This is a genomic window from Aquimarina mycalae (assembly GCF_029906345.1).
In the GTDB taxonomy this organism is placed as follows: Bacteria; Bacteroidota; Bacteroidia; order Flavobacteriales; family Flavobacteriaceae; genus Aquimarina.
Genome location: NZ_JARYGY010000002.1, coordinates 361,106 through 378,893, shown reverse-complemented (window position 1 = coordinate 378,893; position 17,788 = coordinate 361,106). Strand labels below are relative to the sequence as shown.

Genomic DNA, 17,788 nt, shown 5'->3' with positions numbered 1-17,788 from the left:
TTCTTTTTAATTTTCTATACCATACACTAATACAGTGTTTGATGTATTTGAATTTTATTTAATTATTAAAATTTAAAATAGAAAATTATGAGTGCACAAAAATTTGCAACAGAAGCTTTACATGCTGGTCATGATGTTACCGTAAACGGAGGAACAAGAGCGATACCTATCTATCAAACCACTTCGTATGTATTTAATAATGCAGATCATGCAGCTAACTTGTTTAATTTATCCGAGGCTGGATTTATTTATACTAGACTCAATAATCCTACCAATGATATTTTAGAACAACGTTTGGCAGCGCTTGAAGGTGGTATTGCTGGTGTAGTTACAGCATCGGGAACCGCAGCAATTAATACAACATTATTAACATTGTTAAAGGCAGGCGATCATATCGTTGCATCAAGTAGTTTATATGGTGGAACCTATAATCTTTTAAATGTTACATTACCAAGGTTTGGTATAACTACAACTTTTGTTGACCCATCAAATGCAAAGAATTTTAAAGACGCAGTTCAAGAAAATACAAGAGCATTTTTTGTAGAATCACTAGGTAACCCGAAGTTGGATGTACTAGATCTCAAAACGATTTCTGCCGAAGCAAAAGCTTATAAAGTACCTTTAATTGTTGATAATACGGTGGCTACACCTGCTTTATTAAATCCTATAGAATATGGAGCTAATATTGTAATTCATTCATTGACAAAATATATTAGCGGAAATGGGACCTCTCTGGGAGGTGTAATTATAGATGCTGGAACATTTGATTGGTCTAGTGGTAAATTTCCTGAATTTACAGAGCCTTCACCAGGATATCATGGATTGGTATATCATGAGGCCTTGGGAGCTGCTGCTTTTATTGCAAAGGCTAGAATTGAAGGATTACGTGATCACGGAGCTGCATTGAGCCCATTTAATGCTTTTCAAATCTTACAAGGATTAGAAACATTAGAGATCAGAATTAAAAAACACAGTGAAAATGCATTAGCCCTAGCAACATGGTTACAAAATCAAGATCAGGTAAGTTGGGTTAAATATCCTGGATTGACAGGTGATGTATATAACCAATTAGCAAAAGAGTATTTACCTAAAGGGCAAAGTGGGATCATAACTTTTGGAATAAAAGGAGGATTTGATGCTGCTAAGACCATTGCTAATGAAACTAAACTTTTTTCTTTATTAGCTAATATAGGAGATTCTAAATCTTTAATTATACACCCAGCTAGTACTACACATCAACAACTAACTCCTAAACAACAAGAATCTACAGGTGTAACACAAGATTTAATTAGACTTTCTGTCGGACTAGAAAATATAGAAGATCTAAAAATAGATTTAAAAGCTGCTTTCGAAAAAACAAAAGCGACCGTGTAATAAAGAATTTTCTCTCTTAGATAGGAATATATGCTTCAGGAAGTCGAAATATCAAATTATAAAACATCAAAAGGAAAACATCTAAGTTCCTTAATGTTGACCTATGAAACTTTTGGTAAAGAATTACATACGGCACCAGTTGTTTTAGTTAATCATGCACTTACAGGGAATTCTAATGTCTGTGGTGAAGATGGTTGGTGGAATGGTCTGATTGGTAAAGGCAAATGTATTAATACAGATAAGTATACAGTATTGTCATTCAATATTCCAGGAAATGGATATGATATAAATAACAGTAATTTATTTTCTGATTACAAGATTTTTAATGCTAGAGATATAGCGGGAATTTTTGGAAAAGCTGTAGAACAATTAAATATTAAGAGTCTGTATGCTGCTATTGGAGGATCTGTAGGAGGAGGAATAGCATGGGAGCTTGCAGCATTAGAACCTGGATTAATAGAGCATTTGATTCCTGTAGCGACCGATTGGAAATCTACTGACTGGTTGAAGGCAAATTGTTTGATACAGGAACAGATTTTGTTAAATTCTAATAACCCTGTTCATGATGCAAGATTGCACGCAATGTTAATTTATAGATCTCCGGAATCGTTCAAACAAAAATTTGATAGAAGTTATAATGCAGAGAAAGGCATGTACAACATGGAAAGTTGGTTATTTCATCATGGAAAAAAACTGAACGACCGATTTACCCTTTCTGCATATAAAGGATTGAATCATATTTTGGCAAATATTGATATCACTAAAGGGGAGAGAAGCTTTAAAGATGTAGCATCAACTATAGAATCAAATATTCATATAATTAGTGTGAATTCTGATGGATTTTTTACAGCCGCAGAGGATGAAATTACGTATAAAGAATTATTGAAAGTAAAACAAAATGTAACTCACAAGATTATTGATTCTGTTCATGGGCATGATGCCTTTCTGATAGAGTTTGATCAATTAGCTGAGTTATTAAAAGATGTGTTTTAAAAATTGTATTAAGATGAAGGTTTTAAAATTTGGAGGAAAATCACTAGCGAATGGTAAAGGTATTCATAAAGTGATCGATATTATAGAAAGTAAAGTCAATAATGGTGAATTAATTACTGTGGTACTTTCTGCTAGAGGCAAAACAACGGATGAATTAGAAACGATATTGAATAAAGCAGCAAATAGTCAGTGTTACGTAGAAGAATTAGAAACTTTTAAGAAATATCAAATTGCTGATTATGAAAATTTTAATGTGGATAAAGAGTTTGAGACGTTAGATAAGTTGTTTGAAGGAGTTTCGTTGCTGGGAGATTATAGTAAAAGAATAAAAGATCAAGTACTGTCGCAAGGAGAAGTTATTTCGGCTAAATTATTAACGCATATTCTTAAAGGGAAAGGAATCAATGCTAATTATACTGATAGTAGGGAGTTAATAAAAACAGATGGTAAATTTGGCGAGGCTCAACCACTGGATACATTATCTAAAGAGAATGTTGTAAACCATTTTAAAAAATATAATGGAACCACAGTCAATATAGTAACTGGATTTATAGCTTCTAATACCAATAATGAAACTACAACATTAGGTAGAAATGGTAGTAATTATACCGCTGCTTTATTAGCAAATTACCTAGATGCAGAAGAGCTCCAGAATTTTACACATGTAAACGGAATTTATACCGCAAATCCTGATTTAGTGGCAGATGCAAAGAAGATAGAAAAGCTGTCTTTTAAGGAAGCTAATGAATTGGCATATTTTGGAGCCAATATTTTACATGCAAAAACTATTATTCCTCTTATCGAAAAAAATATTCCGTTACGTATCTTAAATACTTTTGATCATCAGAATAATGGAACACTAATTACAGCCGAGACAAATAAGAAAGGAATTAAATCGCTTTCTGTTTTAGAGAATGTTTCTTTGGTAAATTTAGAAGGAAGAGGTCTTTTAGGAAAAGTAGGTGTAGATGCAAGAATTTTTAAAGCTTTGGCATATAAAAACATAAGTGTCAGTATTATTTCGCAAGGTTCTTCAGAAAGAGGGATTGGATTGGTTGTAGCAGCAGATAGGGCGGTAGAGGCTAAAAAAGTTTTAGAACAAGAGTTCGAAGCGGATTTCTATAAAAGAGATGTAAATACAATTACTGTAGAGAATGATGTTTCCGTAATTTCTATTATTGGACAAGATTTAAGTACATTTCATAAACCCTATAATTCATTGATTAAGAATCAGGTGGTCCCACTGCTTTTTAATAACACAGTTACGGGCAAAAATGTAAGTTTAGTTGTGTATAAGCATCAACTACATAAAGCCCTAAATGTTATTCATGGAGAAATTTTTGGTGTAGCAAAGAAAATTAATATAGCTGTATTTGGCCATGGCTTAGTTGGAGGGACATTGATTGATCAGATTTTAGAATCAGCCAAAGTAATTGAAAAAAGAAAGAGGATTGATCTGAATATTTTTGCAGTTGCAAATTCTAAAAAAATACTTTTAAACAATAAAGGAATCGATACTTCTTGGAGATCAAATATAAAAGAAGGGAATGCCTACGAAATACAAGATGTAATTCGATTCGCTGAGCAGCATCATTTAGAAAATTTAATCGCTATTGACAATACAGCAAGTGCAAAGTTTACGGATAATTATATTACTTTGGTGGCTAATGGATTTGATTTGGTTTCCTCAAACAAGGTAGCAAACACATTAAGTTTTGATTTCTATAAAGAATTAAGAGTGAAACTAGAAGAACATCAAAAGCAATATTTGTATGAGACTAATGTTGGGGCTGGTTTACCATTAATAGATACGATTAGGTTGTTGCATTTATCTGGAGAGAATATCACTAGAATCAAAGGTGTTTTTTCAGGGTCCTTAAGTTATTTGTTCAATACATTTTCTAAAGAAGATAGACCATTTAGTGAGGTATTGAAAGAGGCCATTGATAAAGGATTTACTGAACCTGATCCACGAGAGGATTTATGTGGTAACGATGTAGGACGAAAATTACTAATTTTAGCCCGTGAACTAGATCTTAGTAATGAATTTGCTGATGTCAATATTCATAATTTGATTCCTGAAGCACTTAGAGCTGGAGAAGCCAAAGAATTTTTGGATAGATTACAAGAATTGGATGTTGTGTACGAAGACATAAAGTCATCACAAAACCCTAGTCATGTGTTGAGGTATATTGGAGATTTACATGGTGATTTGTTTAAAGAAAAAGGTGTTTTGGATGTGAAATTGGTATCTGTTCCAGAGAGTAGTGCGTTAGGACAGGTAAAAGGATCCGACTCTATATTCGAAATATATACAGAATCATACGGAGATCAACCAATTGTAATTCAAGGAGCAGGAGCAGGAGCAGCGGTTACAGCAAGAGGTGTTTTTGGTGATATATTAAGATTAACCGAAAAAGGATAAAAATTAATTGCGTTAGGGATTGACGCGGCATCCTTTTTTGTCACTTCGAGCGTAGTCGAGAAGTAAGACAGAAAAGATATAGCATAAAGCCCGACTCTGATCAAAATCAGAGAACGCCAAAATAAAAATATAATGAAAATACAGCTAAAAAGAATAGATAACGATTATCATTTCGAACTAAAGAACGAAAGAGGACATGTAACTCATATAGATAGTAAAGCTGAGGTAGGAGGACATGATCTAGCACCAAGCCCTATGGAATATGTGCTTATGGGAGTAGCTGGTTGCAGTGCTATTGATGTGATTTCTATTCTAAAAAAACAAAGACAAGAAATTACTTCGTATAGAGCAGAAGTAGATGGTTCTAGAGTAGAGGTAGACGGAGCTAAACCTTTTAAGGAAATTGAGGTTACGGTCTTTTTAGAAGGAGAGATAGCTCCAGAAAAAGCAAAAAGAGCAGCTCAATTATCTTTCGAGAAGTATTGTTCTGTGTCTAAAACATTAGAGCCAACGGCTACTATAAAATATAAAGTAGTGGTTAATAATGAAGAAGTATGAGTTTAGATAGTCAAAATTTTGAGACCCAAGCCGTTCGAACGCAAACTGAAAAAACACAGTTTTTAGAACACTCTACTCCAATGTATCTCACTTCGGGATTTGTTTTTGAAGATTCAGAAGAGATGAGAGCAGCATTTGCAGAAGAGAAAGATCGCAATCTATATAGTCGATTTAGTAACCCTAATACTACAGAATTTGTAAATAAAATTTGCAAACTTGAAGGAGCAGAAGATGGTTATGCATTTGCAACAGGAATGGCAGCAGTCTTTTCTACATTTGCAGCCTTACTAGATGCAGGAGATCATATTGTGTCTGCACGATCAGTATTTGGTTCTACACATTCATTGTTTACCAAATATTTTCCTAAATGGAATATAGAAACTAGTTATTTTCCAGTAAGTGAAGTTGCTACAATAGAATCTTTGATTAAGCCTAATACTAAAATCATTTATGCAGAATCTCCAACCAATCCTGGAGTAGATGTTTTAGATTTAGAATTGTTAGGTAAGATTGCAAAAAAACATAATCTTTTACTGATTATTGATAATTGCTTTGCAACACCGTACTTGCAAAATCCTATTAAATTTGGAGCCGACCTGGTGATTCATTCGGCAACAAAATTAATTGATGGACAAGGACGTGTACTTGGAGGAGTGACTGTTGGAAAAAAAGAATTGATTAGAGAAATATATTTATTCTCGCGTAATACAGGTCCCGCATTATCTCCTTTTAATGCTTGGGTGTTATCCAAAAGTTTAGAAACATTAGCTGTGAGAGTAGATCGTCATTGTCAAAGTGCTCATAAATTAGCAGAATATTTGCAGTCACATCCTAAGGTGAATTGGGTTAAGTATCCGTTCTTAAAATCTCATCCTCAATATGAAGTGGCTAAAAAACAAATGAAATTAGGAGGGAATATTGTGGCTTTCGAAGTGAAAAATGGAGTACAAGGTGGTAGAACGTTTTTTGATAATATACAGATGTGTTCGCTTTCTGCAAATTTAGGAGATACCAGGACCATTGTAACACATCCAGCTTCTACTACACATAGCAAACTTGCTGTAGAAGATAAATTAGCGGTTGGAATTACAGACGGAATGGTAAGATGTTCTGTAGGATTGGAGCATATAGATGATATTATTGCAGATCTGGAAAAAGCCTTAGAAGCAATTTAATAAAACAAAAAAGTTGAGAAACTCCTATTAATCGTATGGTTCTAAGTGTTTTGAACTCTTAATATTCCTCTTGAAATAGAAATATAGTTAAGAGTTTTTAGATTTATGTAATAATCTACTAACTTACTAGGGTTTTTATTAATAATATCATAATTCTTTCATTTCTAGCTATTTTTTCAAGGTGTTAACGTCTATTAATAGATTTTTATGTATACATTTGTTTAATAATCTACTATTCCGATAGGATAATAGGTTTTAAAATTTAAAAATGATTGTAGATCAAATGATATTAGATAAAGTTGCTACGAAGAAAACATCGTACGAAACTGATAAGACTTCAGAAAAACCTTTGCGAAGTATAGCTAAGGCCGTAAGTTGGAGGGTAGTTGGTACGTTGGATACATTAATAGTTTCTTATGTGTTAACTGGTGAAATAGCACTAGCAACTTCTATAGCATCGATTGATTTTATAACAAAAATGATTTTGTATTTCTTTCATGAAAGAATTTGGAATCGCGTAAAATGGGGAAGATAATTGCTGTTTTAGAAAAAGAAAAACCTAGAATGAAATTTACAGAAAAAGAAATAGAAGATTTAAATAAAGTGCTAAAGGAGAAAACTCCTTTAGAAATCGCACAATGGGCAGTTTTAAATGCGGAAACTCCAATTGTTACAACTAATTTTAGACCTTATGAAGCTGCAATTCTTAGTGTTTGTGCTAAGTCATTAGCCGATATACCTGTGATATGGTGTGACTCTGGATATAATACGCCAAACACATATAAGCATGCACAAGAAGTTATTGATGTATTATCTCTTAATGTTAAGCTATATGTGCCTCAGCAGACATCTGCTCACAGAGATGTAGTTATGGGGATTCCCGATATAGAAGATCCAAAACATAAAGAATTTACGGAACAAGTAAAGTTAGAACCATTTAGAAGAGCGATGTCTGATTTTAAACCAGATGTATGGTTTACAAATCTTAGAAAGGGTCAAACTGCTTTAAGAGATTCATTAGATATTCTTAGTGTAGGAAGTGATGGAGTTTTAAAGGTAAGTCCTTTTTATTATTATAGTGATGCAGAATTAGATGTGTATTTAAAGCAGCACGATTTGCCAAATGAATTTAAGTATTTTGATCCTACAAAAGTATTAGGTAATAGAGAATGTGGTTTACATACGAATTAAAATAGTTTATTATTCAAATTAAAAGACTATTAAAAAAAAGACTAAATTACATGGAAGTAATTGAACAAATAAAAGAACAAGTTGTGAGTGCAAAAGTGCTGAAAGTAAACCCTTTAGAAAGTGAAGCGATTTACATTTTTAGAGAAGTTGCTGCTCAATTTGAGAAACCAGTATTACTTTTTTCTGGGGGAAAAGATTCTATAACTTTGGTAAGATTGGCTCAGAAAGCCTTTTATCCAGGTAAAATACCTTTTCCGCTATTGCATATAGATACGGGACATAATTTTCCAGAAACTATTGAGTTTAGAGATCGTTTAGTCAAAGAATTGGGAGTAGAATTAATAGTTCGTAATGTGCAGGACTCTATTGATCAAGGTAAAGTTATCGAAGAGAAAGGAAAATATGCAAGTCGTAATAGTCTGCAAACAACCACACTGTTAGATGCATTAGAAGAATTTAAATTCGATGCTGCAATTGGTGGAGCTCGAAGAGATGAAGAAAAAGCCAGAGCTAAAGAACGTATTTTTTCGGTTAGAGATGATTTTGGACAATGGGATGAAAAAAATCAACGACCAGAATTATTTGATCATCTTAATGGGAAAATTGATCTAGGTCAGAATGTACGAGTATTTCCGATCAGTAATTGGACAGAATTAGATGTGTGGAGCTATATCCAAAAAGAAAAAATTGAAATCCCTTCTATATATTTTGCTCATAAAAGAAAGACTTTTATTCGAGACGGTATGATTTGGTCTGCAGAAGATGAAGTGGTGCATAGAGAAGATGATGAGTTGGTAGAAGAAAGGTTAGTGAGATTCCGTACAGTAGGAGATATGTCTTGTACTGCGGCAGTGCTTTCTGATGCGATTACAATAGATAAAGTAGTGTCAGAAATTAGAGAATCTACAATTTCAGAAAGAGGAGCACGAATAGATGATAAAAGATCTGAAGCTGCCATGGAAAAACGTAAACAACAAGGATACTTTTAATGTCTTTGTGTAATTCCAGAAAATCATATGGAGCTTGTAGCAATGTAAACAGGAATCCATAGCTTAACAGAAACTTGAATTAAAAAACTAGATCCACCTAAGGATTAATATAAAAAGGGAATGGACGTACTAAAAATAGCAACAGCAGGAAGTGTAGATGATGGTAAAAGTACCTTGATTGGGCGTATTTTGTATGATACAAAGTCATTAACTACGGATAAATTAGAAGCAATTGAAACTAGAAGTAAAGCCAATGGTTTTGATTACTTGGATTTTTCTTTAGCAACGGATGGTTTGGTAGCAGAACGTGAGCAAGGAATCACGATTGATGTAGCACATATTTACTTTTCGACAAGAACCAAAAGTTATATCATTGCAGATACTCCTGGACATATAGAATATACCAGAAACATGGTTACAGGAGCTTCTACATCTCAAGCATCAATTATTTTGGTGGATGCTAGAAAAGGGGTAATTGAACAAACATATCGTCACTTTTTTATCAATAATTTATTACGTGTTAAGGATGTGATCGTAGCTGTTAATAAAATGGATTTAGTAGATTTTTCTCAAGAGAAATATGAAAAAATTAAATCTGATTTTGAAACACTAATAGCAAAAAGCGATTATAAAGAACAGCATATAACCTTTATTCCAGTTAGTGCATTACAAGGAGATAACGTAGTTGATAAATCTAAGAATACTCCTTGGTATAATGGACAAACGTTACTAGAACATTTAGAAGAATTAGATGCTCAGGATGTATATGAAAAGGCAGAAGTTCGTTTTCCTATACAAACTGTGATTCGTCCTAAAAAAGATGAATTTCATGATTTTAGAGGATATGCTGGTAAATTGTATGGAGGAGATCTTTCTATTGGTGATGAAGTAACCATTTTACCATCCTTAACAAGCTCAAAGGTAAAAGAGATTTTCTTTTTTGATGAAAAGTTTGATACTGCTGGTAGAGGAAGCTCTTGTACGATCACATTAGAAGATGATGTAAATGTAAGTCGTGGAGATATGATTGTGAAGTCATCAGAAAAACCAAGAGTAGAAAAGCAATTAAATGCTACCGTTTGTTGGATGGATAATAGAGATTTAAATCCTGGAACGAATTATTTTATTCAGAGTGGGAGTAGTAGAATTTTAGCGAAAGTAAAAAATATTAGCGGAACAGTGGCAACAGATTTTTCAGGAGAAGATACTGCTAAAAATTCATTAAGTCTTAATGAAATAGGAAAAGTACAGATACAATTAAGTAAACCATTAGCAATTGATTCTTATAGTAAGAATAAAGCTTCAGGCTCATTTATATTAATAGATTCTCAAACCAATAATACTTCAGGAGTAGGCTTTATTGAATAGATAAAAGCCTTGTTGCTGAGAAGAAAAAAACAAGAATTTTTAGAATTAAAAACCTTTACACAAAAGTCATAACTATATCCTTTTTTTAAAGGTTGAAATACGAAAAAAAATGCAAAGTTTTAGAACAGAAATAGAAAACCCGATTGTCCAAAAAGACGTTATAGAATTAGCTAATAAGATTGAGCAATTTCATAAAGGGAAGATTGATGAAGAGAAATTTCGTAGCCTTCGTTTGGCTCGTGGAGTTTATGGGCAGCGACAAGAAGGTGTGCAAATGATTCGTATTAAATTACCATATGGTAAAGTATTAAGCAATCAATTAAGAAGAATTTGTGAGGTGTCGGATGAGTATTCCAGAGGAAGATTGCATATCACTACACGTCAGGATATTCAGATTCATTATGTCGATCTAAATAGAACACCAGAGCTTTGGGCAGAATTAGAGAAAGATGATGTGACTTTAAGAGAAGCTTGTGGTAATACAGTTCGTAATGTAACAGCTTCAGAAACAGCTGGGATCGATCCAAAAGAACCTTTTGATGTATCTCCTTATGCAGATGCATTGTTTCGTTTCTTTTTAAGGAATCCAATATGTCAAGAAATGGGGCGTAAGTTCAAAGTATCTTTCTCAGGAACTGAAGAAGATACAGGATTATCATACATGCACGATCTTGGTTTTATCGCCAAAATTGAAAACGGAGTAAGAGGATTTAAAGTAATGTTGGCTGGAGGATTAGGTTCTCAACCAAGACATGCAGATGAATTATATAGCTTTTTACCATCTAATAAAATTATTCCATTAATGGAAGGTGTATTAAGAATTTTTGATCGTCATGGAGAACGTAAAAGTAGAGCCAAAGCGAGAATGAAATTTTTGGTAAAAGATATAGGTGTTGAAGCTTTTAAGGAATTAGTAGAAGCAGAACAAAATGCGATTGCTCAAAAAACTGTTGCAATAGATGCTGAAGCCTATGTTGCATCAGTTCCTGTTTCTGTGGAAACTCCAAAATCAGAAATTACAGATCAAAAAGCCTTTGATTTATGGAAATCTACAAACGTAATTCAGCAAAAACAAGAAGGATATGTTGCTATAGGAATTAAAGTGTTATTAGGTGATTTCTATACAGATAAAGCAAGATTACTTGCAAATCTAGTGGAGAAATATGCTGCTGGAGAAATTAGATTATCGCTGCGTCAAAACATATTAATTCCTTTTGTAAAAGAAGAGTTACTTCCGTTTTTCTATCAGGAATTAGAGAAACTTGGGTTTGTAGAAGCTGGATACAACAAAGCAATTGATATTACAGCTTGTCCAGGTACAGATACTTGTAACTTAGGTATATCCAGTAGTACAGGTATTGCAGAAGAATTAGAAAGAGTTATTAAAACCGAGTATCCTCAATATTTAGAAAAAGAGGATCTGGTCATTAAGATCAGTGGTTGTATGAATGCTTGTGGACAGCACAACATGGCAAATATCGGTTTTCAGGGAATGTCTGTAAGAACTAAAGATAAACTGGTTGCTCCAGCATTACAGGTATTGCTAGGAGGAGGAAATCTAGGTAACGGAAAAGGTCGTTTTGCAGATAAAGTAGTGAAAATTCCAAGTAGAAGAGGACCAGAAGCATTACGCAGAATTCTTAATGATTTTGAAGAAAATGCAAACGGTAAGACTTTTGTAGATTATTATGAAAATAAAGGAGAGAAGTATTTTTATGATTTCTTGACAGACTTGTCTAATGTAGATAATCTTACCCAAGAAGATTTTATTGATTGGGGAACCGAAGAGGAATATGTAAAGGCCATAGGAGTTGGAGAATGTGCAGGTGTAGTTATTGATTTAATTGCTACATTGTTTTTAGAGAGTGAAGAAAAAATTGAAAATGCAAAAAGATCATTTGAGGATGAAATATATTCTGATGCAGTATATCATGCATATAGTTCGTTAGTAAATTCTGCGAAGGCATTATTACTAGCAGAGAATAAAAAGACCAATACGCACGCTGGAATCATAAGTCAATTTGACGAAGAATTTGTAGCTAGCGGAAAGATTAACCTCGAAGGAACGTTTGCAGATTTAATATATCAACTTCAGAAAAATGCACCAAACAGAGATTTTGCAGTGGATTATATTAAAAAAGCAGGGCAATTTTTACAAAAAGTGCAAGCATTTAGAGCATTAGAAGTAGAAAATGTGTAATACCTTTACAAAAGCCATAAAACCTTTATTGTAAAGATAATAAGTTATTAAAAATGAGTATTAAAACACCAAAATTAACGGTAGTAGGAGCAGGTCCAGGAGATCCTGATTTGATTACTCTAAAAGCAATCAAAGCATTAGAGTCTGCAGATGTGGTGTTGTACGATGCACTTATCAATGAATCATTACTAGAATATGCAATTAATGCGGAGAAGATTTTTGTAGGAAAAAGAAAAGGATGTTATGCTTATCAACAAGAACAAATTAATGAATTAATTATTAGTAGGGCTAAAAGTCATGGACACGTCGTGAGATTAAAAGGAGGGGATCCATTTATTTTTGGTCGAGGAGCAGAAGAAATTGATTATGTACAACAATTTGGAGTAGAAACATACATGGTTCCAGGAATATCATCATCGCTAGCAGTTCCTGCATATCAAGGAATTCCATTAACTAAACGAGGTTCCTCTGAGAGTTTCTGGGTGATTACTGGAACAACAAAATCCCATAAATTATCACAGGATGTGTGCCTGGCAGCAAAATCAAATGCAACTGTGGTAATTTTAATGGGAATGAGTAAGTTAAACGAAATAGTTAGTATCTTTGCAGCCGAAAATAAACAGGATGTTCCAGTAGCTGTTATTCAGAATGGAACTACTGAAAATGAGCAATTTGGGTTTGGTTCGATAAGCACTATAGAACAAGTTGTTTTAGAAAAAAAATTGTCTTCTCCAGCTATTATTGTGATTGGTGAAGTAGTGGAGCAAAGAGCGAAATTAGCTACAATTTATAGGGAAGTAAAAGAAGAAATCGTATCTTGATAGTTCAGGATAGCTATAAAGATGGAAGAAAGAAATAATTTATATCCAGTTTTTCTGAAAGTTAAAAACCTCGAAATTTTGATTGTTGGAGGTGGAAATGTAGCTGAAGAAAAACTTACGTTCTTATTAAAATCTAGCCCTGATGCTGTTGTTACTATGGTATCACCAATCTATAGAGAAGATACAGTAGTATTGGCAAATAAGTATGGGATAGAAATGATTAAAAAAAAATATCACAAACGTTTTCTAAAAGGAAAACATGTTGTGATCGCTACTACAGATGTTCCTGAAGTTAATATACAAGTGTATAAGGATTGTAGGAAAAGAAGTAAATTGGTTAATGTAGCGGACAATCCGCCATATTGTGATTTTTATATGGGAGGTATTGTGACCAAAGGTAATGTGAAAGTGGCAATTTCTACGAATGGAAAGTCACCAACAACAGCCAAAAGACTACGTCAGTTTTTTGAAGAAGTAATTCCAGAAAATATAGATGATTTAGTCAAGAATTTAAACGAATATAGAAAAACAATAAAAGGTGATTTCGAAGAAAAAGTGGAAACACTTAACGAATTTACTAAAGGATTAATAGGAAAAAAAGAAGTTGAACATGATCAAGACTGATATTCTAATCATTGGAGCGGGACCCACTGGGTTATTCACTGTTTTTGAAGCAGGATTACTAAAATTAAAAACACATCTTATCGATGCATTACCCCAACCAGGTGGTCAGTGCTCTGAGATATATCCAAAAAAACCAATATATGATATTCCAGGATTTCCTGAGATTTTAGCAGGAGATTTGGTGAATAATTTAATGGAACAAATAAAGCCTTTTGAACCTGGTTTTACTTTAGGAGAAAGAGCAGAAACTATTGAGAAATTAGAGGATGATACCTTTTTGGTAACTACCAACAAAGGAACAAAACATAATGCCCCTGTAGTTGCTATCGCTGGAGGATTAGGTTCTTTTGAACCGCGTAAACCTCCAATTCCTAATATTACAGATTTTGAAGATAAAGGAGTAGCATATATTATCCGTGACCCAGAAGTTTATAGAGATAAAAGAGTGGTGATTGCTGGAGGAGGTGATTCTGCTTTGGATTGGACAATTTTCTTGGCAGATGTAGCGAGTGAAGTGACATTGGTACATAGAAGAAATGAATTCCGAGGAGCCTTAGATTCAGTAGAAAGAGTTGCAGAATTGACCAAGTTAGGAAAAGTAAACCTAATTACTGAAGCCGAAGTGAAAGAGCTAAAAGGAGATGATCATGTAACATGTGTAGGAATCAAACATAAAACTGAAGGAGATATCCATGTAGATACTGATTATTTTATTCCTTTATTCGGATTGTCGCCAAAATTAGGACCTATTGGAGATTGGGGATTAGAAATAGAAAAAAATGCGATCAAAGTAGATAATTCATATGATTATCAAACAAATATACCTGGTATATATGCTATTGGAGATGTGAATACATATAAAGGGAAGTTAAAACTTATTCTTTCAGGATTTCACGAAGCAGCCATTATGTGTCAAAGTGCATATCAAAGAATTTTCCCAGACAAAAAATATGTAATGAAATATACTACTGTTGGTGGAGTCGAAGGATTTGATGGTTCTAAAAAAGAAGCTAAAAAAGAAGTTGTTAAGGCAATAGTTTAAAATTTATAATATCATACTCCTCGCAAATCATACTGATCATTTTAGGTATATTTGCGAGGATTTTTATACGATTAAGAGGATATTATGTCAGATGTTACCATAAAGATAAAGGATAGAGAAGGAGAATTACATGAGGTACAAGCTCCTACAGATATGGCTATGAACCTTATGGAGGTTTGTAAAGCTTATGAACTTCCTGTAGAGGGAACTTGTGGAGGTATGGCCATGTGTGCTTCTTGTCAGTGTTATGTTTTATCTGATCATGAGCTTCCGGAAATGAGTCAGGATGAAGATTTAATGTTAGCAGAAGCTTTTTATGTAGAAGATAATAGTAGATTGGGATGTCAGATCCCAATTACACCTGAGTTAGATGGTTTAGAGATTGAATTAGCTCCTGAATCGTAAAAATTAATCACCCATTTTTAAAAATAGTTAGAATTTCATAGTAACATGTATGTAACAAGAGACATATATAGATAAATGAATAATCTTTTTAAAATTAATGAAACTATGAAAAATACAATTAGCTTTTTTATTTTCTTTTGCTTTGGTATAATAACATATGGGCAATATGTAGATGTTACAGATCACGGTGTTTACCCTTTTGCAAATCCTAATCAACCTCAAAGTGTAGATCAATCTGATGATATTCAAAGAATAATAGATGATAATCCTAATAGAACAATTTTTTTCCCTGCGGGTAAATATATTGTAAAGAAAGTTATTGAAATTAATCATTCAATAGAAATTGTAGGTGAAGGAGCTGGTAATACTACCTTTCAACCTAGAAATAGTAATGGTTTTTTTATTAATTCTCGAAATGTTACGATTAAGGATATGTTAGTTTTAGGTCAGGCTAAAGATTTAAATTCTTATACTGGAATATACGTTTCTGGTAAAGCTAATAATCGATTAGCGAATATTAAATTAGAGTCGTTAAAGATTCAAAATGTTAAAATTGGTGTTGAATTAAAGTATACGGATAACTCTATAATAGATAAAGTTAAAATTTTAATTAATGAGGATGATACTCTTGCTGAGAATCCTTGGATTTCTCAAGGTATTAGGTTTTATGGTTTTTGTGTTAATAATCAAATATCTAATAGCTATATCCGTGGAGAGTCATTTGCAATTGGAATAATTAGAGATTTGAATTCACATAAAGCAGAAGGTCTAATGATTTCAAATTCGTTTTTAGGAACAGGAACTTATGGAATTTATTCAGAAGGAATTCTTAGTATGAATGTATCTAATTGCACTATAGATTTGACAAAAAGAACAGCAATCGAGGTTAAGGATACCGATGGGATGTTACTATCCAATAATTGGATAGCATCTGAGAGTACGGAAAATCATCCGATTATTAAGCTAATAGGGTCTGTAAACTCGCATATTTCTAATAATACGATTTTATGTGCCAAAGATCGAAACAACAATGTAGGAGTGTCTTTTGAGATAAATTCTAGTAATAATGCAACTTCAAATAATAATACGGTTATTGGTAATACCATGAAAGGAACAAATATGGTTTACAAGACACGAACTTATGGAGGAGCAAATAATATTGTAGTTTATAATTTATGTAGCACCTGTATAGATTAATTTATTAAATTCTAGATGATATGGAATTAATTGATTTATGTATAAGTGTAGCTCCTAAATCGTAAAAACATATAATAAACTTGCAAAACTAAAGGGTATACCTTTTCTTTGTAAGAAGAAAACAGTATTAGCTGTTTAGTTCATAAATTTATTTAAATGTTATCAAGAAAGGTGGAGGGAATAGACCCTATGATACCTTAGCAACCCTTTATCTGTTAAAGAAGGTGCTACATTCTATTTGCATAAAGCAAAATAGATAACTATGATTCATAGCCTTTGGCTATTTTCCATTTATTTTTCTTGATATATTTAGTTCTTTAATAAAAGAAACTTAATGTTATATACTAACGTCACACTGAGTATGTCGCAGTGTTTAGGTTAGTATTTAAAAAGCTTTGATAAGCTTAGCCTGATAAAGTAAATGAGAGATATAAAAAAAATACTGGAAGAAAGAATTCTTGTGCTTGATGGAGCTATGGGAACCATGCTACAACGTCATAAGTATACAGAGGAAGATTTTAGAGGAGAGCGATTTAAGGATTGGCCAGTTCCAGTTCAAGGTAATAATGATTTGTTAAGCATTACACAACCCGAAGCAATAAAAGAAGTACATCGATTGTATTTTGAAGCTGGAGCGGATATTGTAGAAACCAATACATTCTCAGGAACTACCATAGCTATGGCTGATTATGAAATGGAAGATTTAGTATATGAATTGAATTATGAATCTGCAAAGATTGCTAAGGAAGTTGCTGAAGAATTTACTAAAAAAGAACCTCATAAACCTCGTTTTGTAGCGGGTTCTATTGGTCCTACTAATAGAACAGCAAGTATGTCACCCGATGTAAATGATCCTGGTTTTAGGGCAGTTACTTTTGATGAACTAAGGGTAGCATATAAGCAACAAGTAGAAGCACTATTAGATGGAGGATCCGATATTCTACTTGTAGAAACTATTTTTGATACCTTGAATGCTAAAGCAGCACTTTTTGCAATCGAAGAGGTAAAAGACGAAAGAAATATTGAAGTTCCGATTATGATCAGTGGTACGATTACAGATGCAAGTGGTCGTACATTATCTGGGCAAACTGCAGAAGCTTTTTTGATTTCAGTATCGCATATTCCGATGTTATCAGTTGGTTTTAATTGCGCTTTGGGAGCAAGTCAATTAACACCACATTTAGAAGTATTGGCTAAAAAAGCAAGCTTTGGAATTTCTGCACATCCTAATGCAGGTTTACCTAATGCTTTTGGGGAATACGATGAAACTCCCGAACAAATGGCATCCCAGATTAAGGAATACATGGATAAAAGTTTAGTAAATATTATAGGAGGATGTTGTGGAACAACACCAGAGCATATTAAAGCAATTGCCGAACTGGCTAAAAACTATAAACCAAGAACTGTAGAAGTTTTAGCATAGATT

General features: G+C 33.2%; 16 protein-coding genes and 1 riboswitch. All 16 genes read left to right on the top strand.

The window, feature by feature from the left end:
• Positions 1–87: 87 nt before the first annotated feature.
• The 16 genes from QBK95_RS06320 to QBK95_RS06250 all read left to right on the top strand — a co-directional run bounded on the left by QBK95_RS06320 (position 88) and on the right by QBK95_RS06250 (position 17,785).
• On the top strand, positions 88–1,374 hold the full coding sequence (locus tag QBK95_RS06320) for an O-acetylhomoserine aminocarboxypropyltransferase/cysteine synthase family protein (RefSeq protein WP_280931710.1): 1,287 nt from the start codon (positions 88–90) through the stop codon (positions 1,372–1,374).
• A 30-nt stretch (positions 1,375–1,404) separates the two neighbouring features.
• Positions 1,405–2,367 carry an alpha/beta fold hydrolase gene (locus QBK95_RS22895; protein WP_348637326.1) on the top strand — a complete coding sequence of 321 codons (963 nt, stop codon included), beginning with the start codon at positions 1,405–1,407 and terminating at the stop codon, positions 2,365–2,367.
• Positions 2,368–2,380: 13 nt separating this feature from the next.
• Complete coding sequence (gene thrA / locus QBK95_RS06315; protein WP_348637325.1) at positions 2,381–4,792, top strand: bifunctional aspartate kinase/homoserine dehydrogenase I; 2,412 nt, start codon at positions 2,381–2,383, stop codon at positions 4,790–4,792.
• 132 nt (positions 4,793–4,924) lie between these two features.
• Entirely contained in the window at positions 4,925–5,350 is a 426-nt protein-coding gene (locus tag QBK95_RS06310) for an OsmC family protein (protein WP_280931708.1), read from the top strand.
• Entirely contained in the window at positions 5,347–6,525 is a 1,179-nt protein-coding gene (locus QBK95_RS06305; protein WP_280931705.1) for a trans-sulfuration enzyme family protein, read from the top strand. The genes QBK95_RS06310 and QBK95_RS06305 overlap by 4 nt, the downstream gene beginning before the upstream one ends.
• Positions 6,526–6,793: 268 nt before the next feature.
• On the top strand, positions 6,794–7,060 hold the full coding sequence (locus tag QBK95_RS06300) for a DUF2061 domain-containing protein (RefSeq protein WP_280931703.1): 267 nt from the start codon (positions 6,794–6,796) through the stop codon (positions 7,058–7,060).
• Positions 7,061–7,089: 29 nt separating this feature from the next.
• Positions 7,090–7,716, top strand: coding sequence for a phosphoadenosine phosphosulfate reductase domain-containing protein (locus QBK95_RS06295; protein ID WP_280932289.1), 627 nt, complete (start codon positions 7,090–7,092; stop codon positions 7,714–7,716).
• Between the two features lie 50 nt (positions 7,717–7,766).
• The gene (gene cysD, locus QBK95_RS06290; protein ID WP_280931702.1) at positions 7,767–8,705 is read left to right on the top strand and encodes a sulfate adenylyltransferase subunit CysD; all 939 of its coding nucleotides are present in this window, start codon (positions 7,767–7,769) and stop codon (positions 8,703–8,705) included.
• 120 nt (positions 8,706–8,825) lie between these two features.
• Positions 8,826–10,073, top strand: a complete 1,248-nt coding sequence (locus QBK95_RS06285) for a sulfate adenylyltransferase subunit 1 (protein ID WP_280931700.1) — start codon at positions 8,826–8,828, stop codon at positions 10,071–10,073.
• Between the two features lie 109 nt (positions 10,074–10,182).
• The gene (locus QBK95_RS06280; protein WP_280931698.1) at positions 10,183–12,273 is read left to right on the top strand and encodes a ferredoxin-like domain-containing protein; all 2,091 of its coding nucleotides are present in this window, start codon (positions 10,183–10,185) and stop codon (positions 12,271–12,273) included.
• A 53-nt stretch (positions 12,274–12,326) separates the two neighbouring features.
• A complete protein-coding gene (cobA, locus tag QBK95_RS06275; RefSeq protein ID WP_280931696.1) occupies positions 12,327–13,094 on the top strand; it encodes a uroporphyrinogen-III C-methyltransferase in 768 nt (255 codons plus the stop codon).
• A 21-nt stretch (positions 13,095–13,115) separates the two neighbouring features.
• The gene (locus QBK95_RS06270) at positions 13,116–13,718 is read left to right on the top strand and encodes a precorrin-2 dehydrogenase/sirohydrochlorin ferrochelatase family protein (RefSeq protein WP_280931693.1); all 603 of its coding nucleotides are present in this window, start codon (positions 13,116–13,118) and stop codon (positions 13,716–13,718) included.
• Positions 13,705–14,760 (top strand): NAD(P)/FAD-dependent oxidoreductase, encoded by a 1,056-nt coding sequence (locus tag QBK95_RS06265; protein ID WP_280931691.1) that lies wholly within the window; start codon positions 13,705–13,707, stop codon positions 14,758–14,760. The genes QBK95_RS06270 and QBK95_RS06265 overlap by 14 nt, the downstream gene beginning before the upstream one ends.
• 84 nt (positions 14,761–14,844) lie before the next feature.
• Positions 14,845–15,165, top strand: a complete 321-nt coding sequence (locus QBK95_RS06260; RefSeq protein ID WP_280931689.1) for a 2Fe-2S iron-sulfur cluster-binding protein — start codon at positions 14,845–14,847, stop codon at positions 15,163–15,165.
• Between the two features lie 105 nt (positions 15,166–15,270).
• Positions 15,271–16,362: a glycosyl hydrolase family 28-related protein gene (locus QBK95_RS06255; protein ID WP_280931688.1), complete on the top strand. Its 1,092-nt coding sequence runs from the start codon at positions 15,271–15,273 to the stop codon at positions 16,360–16,362.
• Positions 16,363–16,518: 156 nt separating this feature from the next.
• Positions 16,519–16,625, top strand: a riboswitch (SAM riboswitch).
• 158 nt (positions 16,626–16,783) lie between these two features.
• On the top strand, positions 16,784–17,785 hold the full coding sequence (locus QBK95_RS06250; protein ID WP_280931686.1) for a homocysteine S-methyltransferase family protein: 1,002 nt from the start codon (positions 16,784–16,786) through the stop codon (positions 17,783–17,785).
• Positions 17,786–17,788: the final 3 nt, after the last annotated feature.